General features: G+C 44.3%; 16 protein-coding genes. 14 read left to right on the forward strand and 2 right to left on the reverse strand.

Annotated elements, in window-relative coordinates; translation table 11 throughout:
* Positions 1-4 precede the first annotated feature (4 nt).
* The gene (locus tag J8Z24_RS01090; RefSeq protein WP_252095127.1) at positions 5-2,104 is read left to right on the forward strand and encodes a TRAP transporter permease; all 2,100 of its coding nucleotides are present in this window, start codon (positions 5-7) and stop codon (positions 2,102-2,104) included.
* Positions 2,105-2,268: 164 nt separating this feature from the next.
* On the opposite strand, the gene plsB is transcribed toward J8Z24_RS01090, so the two are convergent.
* Positions 2,269-4,695 (reverse strand): glycerol-3-phosphate 1-O-acyltransferase PlsB, encoded by a 2,427-nt coding sequence (gene plsB / locus J8Z24_RS01095; protein ID WP_252095128.1) that lies wholly within the window; start codon positions 4,693-4,695, stop codon positions 2,269-2,271.
* Between the two features lie 457 nt (positions 4,696-5,152).
* Here plsB and rpsJ point away from each other — a divergent pair, with 457 nt between their 5' ends.
* The 13 genes from rpsJ to J8Z24_RS01160 all read left to right on the forward strand — a co-directional run bounded on the left by rpsJ (position 5,153) and on the right by J8Z24_RS01160 (position 14,073).
* Positions 5,153-5,464, forward strand: a complete 312-nt coding sequence (rpsJ, locus tag J8Z24_RS01100) for a 30S ribosomal protein S10 (protein ID WP_010376390.1) — start codon at positions 5,153-5,155, stop codon at positions 5,462-5,464.
* Positions 5,465-5,491: 27 nt separating this feature from the next.
* On the forward strand, positions 5,492-6,127 hold the full coding sequence (gene rplC / locus J8Z24_RS01105; protein ID WP_010376387.1) for a 50S ribosomal protein L3: 636 nt from the start codon (positions 5,492-5,494) through the stop codon (positions 6,125-6,127).
* A 17-nt stretch (positions 6,128-6,144) separates the two neighbouring features.
* Positions 6,145-6,747 carry a 50S ribosomal protein L4 gene (rplD, locus tag J8Z24_RS01110; RefSeq protein ID WP_125251478.1) on the forward strand — a complete coding sequence of 201 codons (603 nt, stop codon included), beginning with the start codon at positions 6,145-6,147 and terminating at the stop codon, positions 6,745-6,747.
* On the forward strand, positions 6,744-7,046 hold the full coding sequence (gene rplW, locus J8Z24_RS01115; protein WP_095728987.1) for a 50S ribosomal protein L23: 303 nt from the start codon (positions 6,744-6,746) through the stop codon (positions 7,044-7,046). Before rplD ends, rplW begins: the two co-directional genes overlap by 4 nt.
* Before the next feature lie 17 nt (positions 7,047-7,063).
* Complete coding sequence (gene rplB / locus J8Z24_RS01120) at positions 7,064-7,888, forward strand: 50S ribosomal protein L2 (protein ID WP_010607737.1); 825 nt, start codon at positions 7,064-7,066, stop codon at positions 7,886-7,888.
* A 16-nt stretch (positions 7,889-7,904) separates the two neighbouring features.
* On the forward strand, positions 7,905-8,183 hold the full coding sequence (gene rpsS / locus J8Z24_RS01125; protein ID WP_010376377.1) for a 30S ribosomal protein S19: 279 nt from the start codon (positions 7,905-7,907) through the stop codon (positions 8,181-8,183).
* Between the two features lie 12 nt (positions 8,184-8,195).
* The gene (gene rplV, locus J8Z24_RS01130; protein ID WP_010376375.1) at positions 8,196-8,528 is read left to right on the forward strand and encodes a 50S ribosomal protein L22; all 333 of its coding nucleotides are present in this window, start codon (positions 8,196-8,198) and stop codon (positions 8,526-8,528) included.
* A 12-nt stretch (positions 8,529-8,540) separates the two neighbouring features.
* A complete protein-coding gene (gene rpsC, locus J8Z24_RS01135) occupies positions 8,541-9,242 on the forward strand; it encodes a 30S ribosomal protein S3 (RefSeq protein ID WP_010376374.1) in 702 nt (233 codons plus the stop codon).
* A 13-nt stretch (positions 9,243-9,255) separates the two neighbouring features.
* The gene (rplP, locus tag J8Z24_RS01140; protein WP_095728988.1) at positions 9,256-9,669 is read left to right on the forward strand and encodes a 50S ribosomal protein L16; all 414 of its coding nucleotides are present in this window, start codon (positions 9,256-9,258) and stop codon (positions 9,667-9,669) included.
* Complete coding sequence (rpmC, locus tag J8Z24_RS01145) at positions 9,669-9,860, forward strand: 50S ribosomal protein L29 (protein WP_058031280.1); 192 nt, start codon at positions 9,669-9,671, stop codon at positions 9,858-9,860. The genes rplP and rpmC overlap by 1 nt, the downstream gene beginning before the upstream one ends.
* Positions 9,860-10,117, forward strand: a complete 258-nt coding sequence (gene rpsQ / locus J8Z24_RS01150; RefSeq protein WP_125251479.1) for a 30S ribosomal protein S17 — start codon at positions 9,860-9,862, stop codon at positions 10,115-10,117. The genes rpmC and rpsQ (J8Z24_RS01150) overlap by 1 nt, the downstream gene beginning before the upstream one ends.
* A 56-nt stretch (positions 10,118-10,173) precedes the next feature.
* Entirely contained in the window at positions 10,174-10,446 is a 273-nt protein-coding gene (gene rpsQ / locus J8Z24_RS01155) for a 30S ribosomal protein S17 (protein ID WP_167508225.1), read from the forward strand.
* Positions 10,447-10,614: 168 nt separating this feature from the next.
* Entirely contained in the window at positions 10,615-14,073 is a 3,459-nt protein-coding gene (locus J8Z24_RS01160) for a PAS domain-containing hybrid sensor histidine kinase/response regulator (RefSeq protein WP_252095129.1), read from the forward strand.
* Here J8Z24_RS01160 and J8Z24_RS01165 read toward each other — a convergent pair whose 3' ends face one another.
* A complete protein-coding gene (locus tag J8Z24_RS01165) occupies positions 14,074-14,739 on the reverse strand; it encodes a response regulator (RefSeq protein WP_128730417.1) in 666 nt (221 codons plus the stop codon).
* Positions 14,740-14,787: the final 48 nt, after the last annotated feature.

Below are 14,787 nucleotides of genomic sequence, written 5' to 3' on the forward strand. Positions count from 1 at the left end.
ACCAATGAGTAGTATCAAAAATGAGCCGGATAGTTTAGTAGTACCAACAAAGCCCCAGAGTAACAAAGCAAGGCTAGCTTTCTATTTGGCGGTAATCACAAGCCTCTTACATCTTTATTTTAATTTAGTTGCTACCTGGCCAGACAATTATATTTCAGCCATTCACTTTATGTTGTTTGGGAGCTTTTTATTACTGACTGTGCCGCTTAATAGTGGCAGATGGACATGGGTTGCTCATGTGATTGATGTTGGGCTATGTGTAAGCTTAGTACTCAGTTGTGGCTATCTCGTGCTCTATAGTGACGCATTGGCAGCACGTAACTATGAATTTGCAACAGCTGACTGGCTAGCATCGATTACCGCTACGTTAGTGGCGCTAGAGTTAGTTCGTCGAAGTATGGGATGGTTTATTCCCGTTATGATCATGCTGGCGATGAGCTATGTATTGTTTCTTGGTCAATATATTGACGGTATTTTTCATTTTGCAGGACTCAGCGCTGAAACAATACTGTTTCGAAATTATTTTGATGACGGGCTCTTTGGGCCTATTGCCAAGATCTCTTGGACATTCGTATTTATGTTCATCCTGTTCGGTAGCTTTTTAGTTCAAGCGGGAACCGGTGATTTTATTATTCGTCTATCTAACGCACTTGTTGGGCGCATGGTTGGTGGCCAAGGTTTGGTTGCTGTGGTGAGTTCAGGCATGATGGGGTCAGTGTCTGGATCTGCGATTGCCAATACAGCTGCAACTGGTGTGATCACAATCCCTTTAATGAAGAAAGCCGGATTTCCGGCAAAATTTGCCGCTGCTGTTGAAGCTGGAGCCTCAACTGGTGGCCAGTTGATCCCACCAATTATGGGAGCCGGTGTGTTTGTGATGGCTTCATACACGCAGATCCCATATCTCACAATTATTGCGGCGGCGTTTATGCCAGCGATACTGTACTTTGCTTCCATTGCTATTTTTGTAAGAATTCAGGCAAAGCGATTAGGTATTAAACCACCAGAACACGCCGAGCAATTGAGTGCATGGCAAGAGTTAAAAGCGGGTTGGCATCATCTGTTACCTATATTGCTGCTGGTTGCACTTATGGTTTATGGCTTTACACCCACCTACGCCGTTAGTATTGCAACCCTCAGTGTATACTTATTTTCTTTGGTGTCTCGCACGCCAATGGGTTATTCAAAAGTACTCGCAGCACTTGCCTCGGCAACAGAGAATAGCGCCAAAACAGCGGTGTTATTGGTAACCATAGGTGTGCTTATTAATTCTATATCTATCAGCTCACTTGGGGTTACTTTCTCTTTGATGATCAATGAATGGGCTGGGTCGAATTTGATGTTGTTGCTGGTGTTGATTGCATTGGCATCTCTAATCGTTGGAATGGGCTTACCTGTTACGGCATCTTATATTGTGTTAGCGACACTCTCAGCGCCTGCACTGTACGGATTGATCAGTCAATCTGCATTGGTAGAGGTGATAGTCAACGGCCAACTCAACGATACCGCGAACATGATGATGCAGATGATGGCGCCAAGCCTCAGTGAAATTTATAACTTGCCTACAACCAGCGCCAATGAGGTCATGACTATACTGGCTGGGTTACCACCAGAAGCTATTGAGATTATTCGTAGCAATCAATTCGATGCCTCGCACTTGGCGATGATGCTTCTATCAGCGCACATGATTATCTTTTGGCTGTCGCAAGATAGTAACGTGACCCCACCGGTGTGCTTGGTAGCCTTTACTGCGGCAGGGATCGCAAAAACTCCACCAATGGCAACGGGAGTAGAAGCATGGAAGACAGCTAAAGCCTTATATATAGTGCCACTATTATTTGCTTACACTCCTTTTATAGGCGGTACTCACGTTGAAGTGATGCAAATATTTTTTACTGCCCTCATCGGTATCTATGCACTGGTTGCTGCAATTTATGGATATGCAGAGTCTCAATTGAAGCCATTGATAAGAGGAGTTATTGCGATTGCTGGCGTGTCGTTAGTATGGCCACATCAAATGTACTATCTAGACATTGGTGCAGCAATGATGGTGATTTCCTTGATTGCAACGCAAGTTTGGACTGCTAGAACGGCAAGAGTATAAAGAACTTCTTATTTAGAACAACTAAATAGCAAAGTTATTTCTTGCTCTCATGGGTGTAGGTACTTAGGTGGCGACGGTGCTACCAATAAGGTTTTCTCGTCTCAAAGTAGCTCGCTTAATTAAGCAAGTTGGTAAAAAGGCCCTAAAACATGGGCCTTTTACCTTTATACGATATGTTGAATGGACTGATAAATCCTAGCAGGAAGGAGTGCTTTTAAATGTTGCTCCAATGTCAGCAAAGTCGTTGTGCCACGAATACCTGTACCTTCATCTTGCTCAATAAAGCCCTGCTCTTTCAAACTAGAAACAAAAGCGCTTAGTACTTTCTTGTCAAAAAACTCGGGGCTTTTGACTCCATGCAATGTCCCAAGTCGCTCGGCCAGTAGTGCGCTCTCGCTTTCGAGCTCACTGCGACTCAAGCCCTGATGGTGTTTAACTAGGTTGATGGTGATTGCATAACGCTCTAGGGTCAAATGGATCACTTTACCTAGCATTTCAAGTTGAGCTAAGGCTGCCCCCTCTTTGTTAACAGAAGCCAGATGTCCGTCAAATGAAATAAGCTTCTGGGCTGCAAAGAAGGATAAAATAGATTCGATATAATTGTCTTGAAGATCGGTTAAAAACCACTCTTTAGCGAATAAAGGGTATAGCAACTCAACTTCTTTTCTGCATTCATCAATGCTTAAGCTGTAGCGGTTGAAAAGCTGTTGCGCTATTAAACTAGGTACTGCAAATAAATGAAGAATATTATTTCGATAATAATTTAGCAGCGCACGCTCATGTTCTTTAACACTGATGATGCTACCAAAGCTATCGTCAATGACATCGAACTTATCGAGCTTTAAAGCATGACTCAAGAGTGCTTCAGCACTACAAGCTGGGATTGTAGCATTGTTGTGATAGGGGGCTTGTCTGTGTAACTCTAGGTACAATTCGAGCTGCTGTAATAGCTGCGGCTTTGGTAATGCAAACTGTTCATTACTTAACAATATTGTGGCAAGAAGGTTGACAGAGTTAAGCGCTGCAGAGTTATTTATCTCGGTCATGATCACCTCAGAGAGATCAGCCACTTGTTTGTTTAGCCACACAGGCTTTTGCGCTTCTGTTGGGTGGATTGATGCACGCCAGTCAGGCTGCTGTTCGTTTAAAAATTGATTGACAGAAATTGGCTCGCCAAAATTTAAGTAGCCTCGTCCGTAATTTTTCAGATTCTTAATAGCCTTAAAAATGCCAAATATAGACTCATTTTTTTTGCTGTTGCCGGCTAACTCTTTTAGGTACGTATTGATTTCCATCACATGTTCATAACCGAGGTAAACAGGTACTAGCGAAATAGGTCTATCGATACCTCTTAGCATAGACTGGAGCGTCATAGCCAGCATGCCCGTTTTTGGTGGCAATAAGCGACCTGTGCGACTACGCCCACCTTCGGTATAAAATTTGACAGAGTAGCCTTTAATGAAGAGCTGGCTGAGGTACTCTTTGAATACCGCAGAATACAGCTTATTTCCAGAAAAGGAGCGGCGAATAAAGAAAGCACCGCTGCGTCTAAAAATAGGGCCTGCAGGGAAGAAATTAAGATTAACACCTGCCGCAATATGTGGAGGCACTAAGCCTTGGTGATAAATGACATAGGTAAGTAGTAAGTAGTCCATATGGCTACGATGACAGGGGACATAGATGATTTCATGACCTTTATCAGCAAGTGCTTGGACTTTATCTGAGTTATTTACCTCAATGCCATTATAAAGTTTATTCCAAAGCCAAGTCAGAGCCCTATCTGCTACGCGCACCATGGCATCGGAATAATTCGCCGCGATTTCATCAAGTAAAGATAATGCTTGTAAGCGTGCCTCTTCTTGACTAAGGCCTTTTGCTTTGGCTTCGTCGGCAATGGCTTTTTTGATACTTTGTGATGCCAATATTGAACTGAATAGTTGCTCACGAGAAGGGAGCTTTGGTCCAGTTGCTGCGAGTTTTTGGCGTCTAAAGTGCACTCTGGCAACGCGTAAAAGCTTATGAGGAAGCTCTTCAACATCGGCTTTATCAGTAAGTAGTTGGTTAAGTTCAATAGGGCGTGAAAATCGAACAAAGTTGTCACGACCTGAAAATATCACTACAAAGCACTTTCGCAACCAGCTTGGGGTCAGTGAATTTGATAACAGCGTGCCCACACCTGGTTTTTCTTTGCCTGGATTTCTACCCCAAAGAATAGTCACAGGGATAACTTGGACATTTTGATTGATATCGGCTTTTAACGCTTCAAAAATTGCCTTGCTATGAGCAAGGGCATTGCTTGGCTTGTGGCTATTGCCAAATACGCTCGGTGGCGCTTGGATCCCAACAAACCGGTTGAGCTCTTTATTTCCTATTTTTTCTTTTTGGGAAGGTCTTGGCAAGCCAAGCTTCTTACACATTATATCCAACGCGACCATATCTGAAGTTGAATCTAACGTCGCCACATAAAAAGTAGGTATGCTTGGGTCAAGCTCATAGTCATTAATGGGATTTTCTGGCAATACTTTACTTTTGACGAAAAGCCAATTGCTACAACGAGCGATAGTGGTGAGCAAATAAGAAAAAATCTGCATGGAAATACCGAACAATTATCATTAATTATAGAATACCAAGATTTAACTGGACTGACCATTTCAACTGCTATTTTCAGCCATCTTGCTCTGTTTTTTGATGCTTTAAAAAGTAGCACAGTTATCTTAACGGACAATGATAGAAAGCTGTTTGTGCAGGTTGCTTTTACTCTAAAGTTGCTAAGGCTGCGCCTAAACGCTGGTTATTTTACGGTCATAAAATTACTTTATAATAGTTGTTGCATTTATCACCAATATCACTATAATATGCAGACTTTCTTGACCATAGTGTCTTTGAAAGTAAATGAAAGGTCTGGATTTCAGACCATATGAACAGGAACTCCAATTGTGAGTTCAATGGTAGAAATAAATTAACAACCGACTTCTCAGAAATTATTGAGCTAGTCTCGGTCGTTTTTTTATGCTCTTTTTAAATGCTCTTTTTATTTGAGGTTTAAGAATGTCAAATCAACGCATTCGTATTCGCCTAAAAGCTTTTGACCACCGTTTGATTGACCAATCAACGGCGGAAATCGTGGAAACAGCGAAGCGCACTGGTGCACAGGTTCGTGGTCCAATCCCACTACCTACGCGCAAAGAACGTTTCACAGTATTGATCTCTCCGCACGTTAACAAAGACGCGCGTGATCAGTATGAAATCCGCACCCACAAACGTCTGATCGACATCGTAGAACCAACTGACAAGACTGTAGACGCGCTAATGCGCCTAGACCTTGCTGCTGGTGTTGATGTTCAAATCAGCCTGGGTTAATCGGAAGATTAGAGAGGTTTTAGGAAAATGGCATTAGGTCTAGTCGGTCGTAAAGTGGGTATGACACGTATCTTCACTGAAGATGGTGTATCTATCCCTGTGACAGTTATCGAAGCGACTCCTAACCGTGTTACGCAGATCAAATCTGACGCAACTGACGGTTATAACGCGCTTCAAGTTACTGCAGGCGAGAAAAAAGCAAGCCGTGTAAACAAACCAGCAGCGGGTCACTTCGCTAAAGCTGGCGTTGAAGCGGGTCGCGGCCTGTGGGAATTCCGTCTTAACGGCGGTGAAGGTGAATTTGAAGTAGGTTCAGAGCTAACTGTTGAACTTTTCACTGAAGTGAAAAAAGTAGACGTTACTGGTACTTCAAAAGGTAAAGGTTTCCAAGGTGGTGTTAAGCGCTGGAACTTCAGCATGCAAGACGCAACTCACGGTAACTCTCTATCTCACCGTGCTCCTGGTTCAATCGGTCAAAACCAGTCTCCTGGTAAAGTTTTCAAAGGTAAGAAAATGGCCGGTCAAATGGGTAATGTTCGTTCTACGACACAGAACCTTGAACTAGTACGTGTTGACGCAGAGCGTAACTTGCTTTTAGTTAAAGGTGCAGTACCTGGCGCTATCGGCGGTGACGTTATCGTTAAACCAGCTGTTAAAGCATAAGTCCTGGAGATTTAGTGATGGAATTAGCAATTAAAGGCGCTGGTGCGCTTGAAGTTTCCGAAGCTACTTTTGGACGTGAGTTTAACGAAGCATTAGTACACCAAGTAGTTGTTGCTTACGCAGCAGGTGCTCGTCAAGGTACTAAAGCTCAACTGACACGTTCTGAAGTACGCGGTGGTGGTAAGAAACCATTCCGCCAAAAAGGTACTGGCCGTGCTCGTGCTGGTACAATCCGCAGCCCAATCTGGCGCAGCGGTGGTGTGAGCTTTGCAGCTAAGCCGCAAGATCACAGCCAAAAAGTTAACCGTAAGATGTATCGCGGTGCGATCAAGAGCATTCTTTCTGAGCTTGTTCGTCAAGATCGTCTAGTAGTTGTTGAAGATTTTGGTCTAGAAGCACCAAAAACTAAAGAACTAGTAGCTAAGCTTAAAGAACTTGAGCTTAAAGACGTACTAATCGTGACTGAAGAAGTAGATGAGAATCTATTCCTTTCTGCACGTAACCTGTACAAGGTTGACACGCGTGACGTAGCTGGCATCGACCCAGTAAGCCTAATCGCTTTCGATAAGGTTCTGATTACTGCTGCTGCTGTTAAGCAACTTGAGGAGGCGCTAGCATGATCCGTGAAGAACGTCTTTTAAAAGTAATCCTTGCTCCACACATCTCTGAGAAGAGCACTGTATCTGCTGAAGAAAACAACACGATTGTTTTCAAAGTAGCAAAAGATGCAAACAAAGCAGAAATTAAAGCTGCTATTGAAAAGCTTTTCGAAGTAGAAGTAACTGGTGTTCGCACTCTAAATGTTAAGGGTAAGACAAAGCGTACTGGTATGCGTTTTGGCCGTCGTAGCGATTGGAAAAAAGCATACGTTACTCTTAAAGAAGGTAGCGAGCTAGACTTTGTCGGCGGCGCCGAGTAATAAGGGGAGTTAGAATTATGGCACTTCAAAAGTGTAAACCAACTTCTGCGGGTCGTCGTCACGTCGTTAAAGTGGTTAACCCTGATCTACACAAGGGTAAGCCTTACGCTCCGCTACTAGAGAAAAACTCTAAATCAGGCGGTCGTAACAACAACGGTCGTATCACGGTTCGTCACATCGGTGGTGGTCATAAGCAACACTACCGTGTAATCGACTTTACACGCACAAAAGATGGCATTCCTGCTAAAGTTGAGCGTCTAGAGTACGATCCAAACCGTAGCGCAAACATCGCTCTTGTATTATATGCAGACGGTGAGCGTCGTTACATTATTGCACCTAAGGGTCTTAAAGCAGGTGATGCAATCCAATCTGGTGTTGATGCACCAATCAAGGTTGGTAACACACTACCTATGCGTAATATCCCTGTAGGTTCTACAGTACACAACGTTGAACTTAAACCTGGCAAAGGTGCACAAATTGCACGTTCTGCTGGTGCTTACGTACAGATCCTTGCTCGTGAAGGTCAATACGTAACACTACGTCTTCGCTCTGGTGAAGTTCGTAAGGTTGAGTCTGATTGTCGTGCGACTCTTGGCGAAGTAGGTAACGCAGAGCACATGCTACGTTCACTAGGTAAAGCTGGTGCAAATCGTTGGCGTGGTATCCGTCCTACAGTTCGTGGTGTTGCCATGAACCCGATTGACCACCCACACGGTGGTGGTGAAGGTCGTACTTCTGGTGGTCGTCACCCTGTATCTCCATGGGGCGTACCTACTAAGGGTTACAAGACTCGTAAGAACAAGCGTACTGATAAGTTCATCGTACGTCGTCGTACTAAATAATAGTTGAGGAATTGCCATGCCACGTTCTCTCAAGAAAGGTCCATTTATTGACCTACACTTGCTGAAGAAGGTAGAGAAAGCGTTGGAAAGCGGTGACAAGAAGCCAATTAAAACTTGGAGCCGTCGTTCAATGATCATACCTAACATGATCGGATTGACCATCGCTGTCCATAATGGTCGTCAGCACGTTCCTGTGTTCATCACAGACGAAATGATCGGTCACAAACTAGGTGAATTTGCACCTACACGTACTTACCGCGGTCACGCTGCGGATAAGAAAGCTAAGAAACGTTAATCGGAGGGTATGATGGAAGCATTAGCTAAACACAAATTCGCCTCTGGTTCGGCGCAGAAAGCACGTCTAGTGGCAGATCAGATCCGTGGACTTCCGGTTGATCGCGCGCTAGAAATCCTGGCGTACAGCCCGAAGAAAGCGGCTGTATTAGTTAAGAAAGTACTTGAGTCTGCTATCGCGAACGCGGAGCACAACGAAGGTGCTGACATTGATGAGCTTAAAGTGGCTAAAGTATTTGTAGACGAAGGTCCTACAATGAAACGCATTATGCCACGTGCTAAAGGACGCGCAGACCGCATCCTTAAGCGTACAAGCCACATCACTGTTGTGGTATCGGATAGCTAGGAGATATAAGTAATGGGACAAAAAGTTCATCCTACTGGTATTCGCCTAGGTATCTCAAAGCCTTGGGTATCTACTTGGTACGCGAATACAAAAGATTTCTCTGAACAGCTTTTTGGCGATCACAAAGTACGTCAATACCTTACTAAGGAATTGAAAAGTGCTTCTGTAGCTAAGATCGTTATCGAGCGTCCAGCTAAATCAATCCGTGTAACAATTCACACAGCTCGTCCTGGTGTTGTTATCGGTAAAAAAGGTGAAGATGTTGAAAAGCTTCGCCAAGCTGTAACTAAGCTTGCTGGTGTACCTGCGCAAATCAACATCGCAGAAGTACGTAAGCCAGAGCTAGATGCACAATTAGTTGCTGACGGTATTTCTTCTCAGTTAGAGCGTCGTGTTATGTTCCGTCGTGCTATGAAGCGCGCAGTACAAAACGCAATGCGTCTAGGTGCGAAGGGTATCAAAGTTGAAGTAAGCGGCCGTCTAGGCGGTGCTGAAATCGCACGTTCTGAGTGGTACCGTGAAGGTCGTGTGCCTCTACACACTCTACGTGCTGATATCGACTACGCAACTTCAGAAGCTTTGACCACTTACGGTATCATCGGTGTTAAGGTTTGGATCTTCAAAGGCGAAGTAATTGGTGGTCTTCCACTAGTTCAAGAGCAAGAGAAGCCAGCTAAACGTGCGCCGAAGAAAGCTAAAAAAAGTGCTAAGTAAGAGGTAGCGACTAATGTTACAGCCAAAACGTACAAAATTCCGTAAGGTACACAAAGGCCGCAACCGTGGTCTGGCTACCAGCGGTAACAAAGTTAGCTTCGGTTCTTTCGGCTTGAAAGCGACTGGCCGTGGCCGTATGACTGCTCGTCAAATCGAAGCAGCTCGTCGTGCTATGACACGTCACGTCAAGCGTCAAGGTAAAATCTGGATCCGTGTATTCCCAGATAAGCCAATTACAGAAAAGCCGCTTGAAGTTCGTATGGGTAAAGGTAAAGGTTCTGTTGAATACTGGGTTGCTGAAATTCAACCTGGTAAAGTGCTTTACGAAATGGAAGGTGTTTCTGAAGAGCTTGCTCGTGAAGCATTTAACCTTGCTTCTCGTAAACTACCATTCAAGACAACTTTCGTAACTCGGACGGTAATGTAATGAAAGCTAGCGAATTAAAAGACAAAAGCGTAGAAGAGCTAAATGCTGAACTTCTTGAGCTACTTCGTGAGCAGTTTAACCTGCGCATGCAAGCGAGCACTGGTCAGCTAGCTCAAACTCACGAACTGAGAAAAGTACGTCGCAACATTGCGCGTGTTAAAACGGTTATTAACCAGAAGGCAGGTGCATAATGAGCGATAAGATCCGTACTCTTCAAGGTCGTGTAGTAAGCGATAAAATGGACAAATCAATTGTTGTTGCTATCGAGCGTCAGGTTAAGCACCCGATCTACGGTAAGTTCATCAAGCGTACAACTAAGTTGCACGCACACGATGAAAACAACACGGCACTAGCAGGTGACGTCGTGACTATTCGCGAATGTGCGCCAATCTCTAAGAAAAAATCTTGGATGCTAGTTGACGTTATTGAACGTCCTAAGAAAGCTTAATTTTAGTTTTTAACTAAATTAGACTTTTGATAAAGCCCCAGCACATGCTGGGGCTTTTGCGTTCCTGGATAATTTTTATAAATGGCTATCGAACGTCAGATTTACTCATTCAAATTGAGCAAGTATTAAGTCAAATTGGTATTAAGCACCCGATCTACGGTACTCGTTATAAAAAGAAAGCATCAAGCGTACAACTAAGTTGCACGCACACGATGAAAACAACACGGCTACTCACAGGTGACGTCGTGACTATTCGCGAATGTGCGCCAATCTCTAAGAAAAAATCTTGGATGCTAGTTGACGTTATTGAACGTCCTAAGAAAGCTTAATTTTAGTTTTTAACTAAATTAGACTTTTGATAAAGCCCCGGCATTAGCTGGGGCTTTTGCGTTTCTGGGATGTTTTTTATCGCCTTGATGATCGGTAGCACTAAAGTGTGCTGTCTTTTTACGATACAGTCGTTATGCTAGAAAAAATAATAAAAAATCATCACAGTTATGTTTTCTATTGGACTTATCAGTCTTATTGCGCTGCTGTATTTAGCGCTTTTATTTACCATTGCATGGGGCGCGGATAGGGCAAGTACTAAATTTCGCTCTTATCATGCCAAGCAAGTTACCTATGCCTTGTCACTTGGGGTATATTGCACCTCTTGGGCGTTTTTTGGTACTACCGCGCAAGCTGCAAATAATGGTTGGTGGCTAGCGCCAACTTATGTTGGCACGATTTTACTGTTTATATTTGGTTGGCAAGTCTACACTCGTATTGCTGAAATCTGTCGCCAGCAGCAACTGACCTCTATGGCGGACTTTATTGCCACGCGTTACGGTAATTCCTCTAGTCTGTCAGGGTTAATTTCTCTGATCTCTGTCATTGCAGTCGTCCCCTATATTGCCCTTCAGCTTAATGCCACCAGTGCTAGTATCGGTATGCTAACAAGCGAAACCCAGCTGGTGAGTGCCGCATTTTGGCAAGATAGTACTTTTTACATTACGTTACTGTTGGCTCTATTTGCCATTTTGTTTGGCACACGTAGGCTGAGACCCAGTGAGCATAACCCTGGGTTGATGACTGCAATCGCCTTTGAGTCATTAATTAAGTTGCTGGCGTTTATGGGCGTTGGTGTTTACGTCTGTTTTGTGCTCTTTGAATCGCCAGCTCACTTATTTAACCAGGTGGAGCAGCAGGGAATTACCAAGCAAATAGAGGCAACCGCCAGCCCAACCTATGTTTATTTAGTCCATGTTCTCTTGGGTGCATTGGCAACGCTTTGTTTGCCACGACAATTCCATACCTCTTTTATTGAATATGATGAACAAAACCAATTTAAAACCGCACGCTGGCTATTTCCCGTTTATTTGCTGCTGATTAATTTATTTATTTTGCCAATCGCTTACGCCGGATTGGTGTATTTTAATGGTCAAGATATTGGTTACGATACGTTTGTGCTCGCCTTACCGCTGGGATCTGATGCACCTTTGGTTGCTTTAACTGCCTTTCTGGGAGGGTTCTCTGCGGCGACGAGCATGGTAATAGTTTCAGCCATCGTGCTATCTATTATGATCACCAATGATTTTATCAATCAATTTTTGTTGCGCCGCTCGCACTTAAATTCACACCATCGTGGTTTATCTAAGTTTAATCTGCTCAATGCTAGACGGGTGGTCATTGTTGGCATTTTATTGTTGAGTTACGCCAGTCATCGTGTGCTTGCTGAGGGTAACACATTAGCCAATATGGGACTCATGTCATTTGCTTTGGTAGCACAGTTTTCGCCCGCGATGGTGATTGGTTTGTGGTGGCGAGGAGCTTCGTGCTTAGGCGCGCAATTAGGTATTGTGACAGGTTTTGCTATTTGGTTTTACACCCTGTTGTTACCGAGCTTGATCAGTGGCCTTAACTTCGAAAGTCACTGGTTGAGCGCGGGGCCTATGGGTATCACATGGTTAGCACCGTTAGACTTTTTGAGTCTGGGGTTAGACAGTACGAGTCAGTCTGTGCTGATCTCGTTAAGTGCAAATTTGTTGGTTTATTTTCTGGTGCCATTTATTTCATCAGCACGTCTTGCTGAGCGCTTACAAAGCAATAAATTTGTTATGCCATCCAAATCTGCACAGTCTGCAAACACGGTGTTGAGTTACCACGACTTGGCAGCATTACTGCAGCGCTTTAGCGAGCAGGCGCGAGCACAGCAGCTTGTAGAGCTTCATTTCCCTAAAGAGCCCGGAAACTGGAAACTGCCAGCACCTTTGCAAGTTGAAAGTATCATTGAGCGGGAGATGTCGACCCTCGTTGGTGGGGCATCTGCGAAACTGATTTTAGATGTCGCCAAAGATGAAAAGCGTCAGCCTTTAGAGCAAGTTGCAGAGTTTGTCGATGAAGCGTCACAGGTATTACGTTTTAATCGTGACTTGCTACAGTCGACCATAGAAAATGTCAGTCAGGGGATTAGTGTAGTAGATAGCCAACTGCAACTGGTCGCTTGGAACCAGCGCTATGCAGAAATGTTTAACTATCCAGACAATGCACTGTTTATTGGTCGCCCTGTGGCTGAGCTTATTCGTTACAATGCACAGCGCGGACTATTTGGTGATGCTGATGTCGAGCAGCAAGTACAGAAGCGTCTATCACATTTACGACGAGGCAATGCGTATCGTTACCGCCGCGAGCACCACGATGGTCGCGTGTTTGAAATACAAGGTAACCCGCTTCCGGGTGGCGGGTTTGTAACAACCTACACTGACATCACGGAGTTTGTGAAACAGCAGTCCCTACTAGAACAAGTTAATACAAACCTAGAAGAAACGGTCGCAGCAAGAACCAAAGAGTTGATAGACGCCAACCATGCTTTATCTACTGCGAAACGCCAAGCTGAGCAGGCAACGGAGAGTAAGACCCGTTTTTTCGCAGCAGCAAGCCATGATCTGTTACAGCCATTTAACGCAGCGAGCCTGTTTTGTTCATTGATGAGTGAAAAAGCCCACGGGACTGAACTAGCTGAGCTTTCGCATAGCATCAAAAGTTCATTGGCAAGTGCTGAAGAGCTGTTGTCGAGCATTCTTGAACTCACAAAGTTAGAAGCCGGTGCGTTTAAGGTTAATCGCTCGCGCTTTGTATTATCGTCACTGTTGGAGCCATTAGAAAATGAATATGGGGCGATAGCGAAAGACAAAGGGTTAGCGTTTACTGTGCGGGTTTGTGATGCCATGCTCTACACCGATAAAGCACTCCTAAAAAGGGTGTTGGGAAACTTACTGAGTAACGCGATTCGTTACACTGAGTCTGGTACGATAAGGCTTATCGCTGAATCTCAGGGAGAGAGTGTTTCAATCATTGTTGAAGACACAGGCGTAGGCATTGCAAAGCAAGATCAGGACGCCATATTTCAAGAATTCAAACAGCTGCATAGTAAAGAGCTAGCGCAGGGATTAGGACTTGGACTTGCGATCAGTAAACGGATATGTGAAGTGTTGGAAATACCCATCACCCTTGGCTCACAACTTAATAAAGGCACGCAATTTACCTTAACACTGCCAAGTTATGGAATGCCGACGGATCAAAAGAGCGAAGTAATTGCTGACAAACCCAGTGGTGATGCGCAATTATCGGGTCTGTCTATCTGGCTACTCGATAATGATGCCAACGCACTTGATGCACTATCACAAGTATTGCTAAGTTGGGGGTGTAAGGTGGCCGTAGCGCGAGATGAAGCAGCGCTTAGCGCACTACAAGCAACGAGTCGGGCTGATATGTTGATTGCGGATTATCAGCTTGATCATGGTGTCACCGGACTTGAGGTAATTACGGCGCTTGCGCTGGACAATATGCCAATCATTATCAACACAGCTAACCACGACGAGGCTATTCGCGAGCAAGTAAGTGATGCCGGGATCCCATTACTTTATAAACCGCTTAAAATACCAGCCCTAAAGCGCATGATTAAACGACTAATTTAGTTAAGCACTCGCTTCATCGTCGAGGTGTACATCCGTAGCCAGCTGATTAAAGAGGATCCCAGCTTGGGTGCGGTTATACACATTGAGCTTTTTTAAAATTGCTGAAACATGCTGTTTGATGGTGGTCTCTTGAATCGACATTGCATACGCAATCTGCTTATTCAAAAGGCCGTCGGCAATCATGGTTAATACTCGATATTGCTGGGGAGTTAGTTTTTCTAAATTACGTGCAAATTGCGCTTGTTCGCTGTCACTTTCTGGCGCGATATCCACGATTTCAGGCAACCAAGTTTCTCCTTCAATAACGAGCTTGATAGCATCACTAATCACTTCTAGTGAGGAAGACTTGGGAATATAAGCGCTTGCCCCGAGGGCAACACATTGACTAATAATGGATGCTGATTCGTTGGCTGAAACCATGATCACTAGTATGTCTGGATACTGATTTCTTAACCGGGCAAGACCTTCGAGGCCTTTCGCCCCAGGAATAGACAAGTCCAAAAATACTAGCTCTGTCTCAGGATGCGCGAGCAACATCTCGAATAAGCTGTCTAAGGTACTGGCTTCTTTAATGGGGTCATGACCAATCGCTTGTGCAGCAGCGTGTTTAAGTGCGCTGCGAAATAATGGGTGGTCATCAGCGATGATTGCTTGCACCTGAGACATCCTTAACTAACTCCTAGTATCCGTTGTTATAGGGTATTTCCAAAACTA

Origin of the sequence: Pseudoalteromonas sp. SCSIO 43201, assembly GCF_023716725.1 — a bacterium.
GTDB lineage: Bacteria > Pseudomonadota > Gammaproteobacteria > Enterobacterales > Alteromonadaceae > Pseudoalteromonas > Pseudoalteromonas peptidolytica.

What these genes read in the sequence shown, in the direction of transcription:
- rpsQ (WP_125251479.1), top strand. Translation starts at nt 9,860, where the DNA reads ATGAGCGATAAGATCCGTACTCTTCAAGGTCGTGTAGTAAGCGATAAA.
- rplV (WP_010376375.1), top strand. Translation starts at nt 8,196, where the DNA reads ATGGAAGCATTAGCTAAACACAAATTCGCCTCTGGTTCGGCGCAGAAA.
- J8Z24_RS01160 (WP_252095129.1), top strand. Translation starts at nt 10,615, where the DNA reads ATGTTTTCTATTGGACTTATCAGTCTTATTGCGCTGCTGTATTTAGCG.
- rplB (WP_010607737.1), top strand. Translation starts at nt 7,064, where the DNA reads ATGGCACTTCAAAAGTGTAAACCAACTTCTGCGGGTCGTCGTCACGTC.
- rplW (WP_095728987.1), top strand. Translation starts at nt 6,744, where the DNA reads ATGATCCGTGAAGAACGTCTTTTAAAAGTAATCCTTGCTCCACACATC.
- rpmC (WP_058031280.1), top strand. Translation starts at nt 9,669, where the DNA reads ATGAAAGCTAGCGAATTAAAAGACAAAAGCGTAGAAGAGCTAAATGCT.
- rpsC (WP_010376374.1), top strand. Translation starts at nt 8,541, where the DNA reads ATGGGACAAAAAGTTCATCCTACTGGTATTCGCCTAGGTATCTCAAAG.
- J8Z24_RS01165 (WP_128730417.1), bottom strand. Translation starts at nt 14,739, where the DNA reads ATGTCTCAGGTGCAAGCAATCATCGCTGATGACCACCCATTATTTCGC.
- rplP (WP_095728988.1), top strand. Translation starts at nt 9,256, where the DNA reads ATGTTACAGCCAAAACGTACAAAATTCCGTAAGGTACACAAAGGCCGC.
- rplC (WP_010376387.1), top strand. Translation starts at nt 5,492, where the DNA reads ATGGCATTAGGTCTAGTCGGTCGTAAAGTGGGTATGACACGTATCTTC.
- rpsJ (WP_010376390.1), top strand. Translation starts at nt 5,153, where the DNA reads ATGTCAAATCAACGCATTCGTATTCGCCTAAAAGCTTTTGACCACCGT.
- rpsS (WP_010376377.1), top strand. Translation starts at nt 7,905, where the DNA reads ATGCCACGTTCTCTCAAGAAAGGTCCATTTATTGACCTACACTTGCTG.
- plsB (WP_252095128.1), bottom strand. Translation starts at nt 4,695, where the DNA reads ATGCAGATTTTTTCTTATTTGCTCACCACTATCGCTCGTTGTAGCAAT.
- rplD (WP_125251478.1), top strand. Translation starts at nt 6,145, where the DNA reads ATGGAATTAGCAATTAAAGGCGCTGGTGCGCTTGAAGTTTCCGAAGCT.
- J8Z24_RS01090 (WP_252095127.1), top strand. Translation starts at nt 5, where the DNA reads ATGAGTAGTATCAAAAATGAGCCGGATAGTTTAGTAGTACCAACAAAG.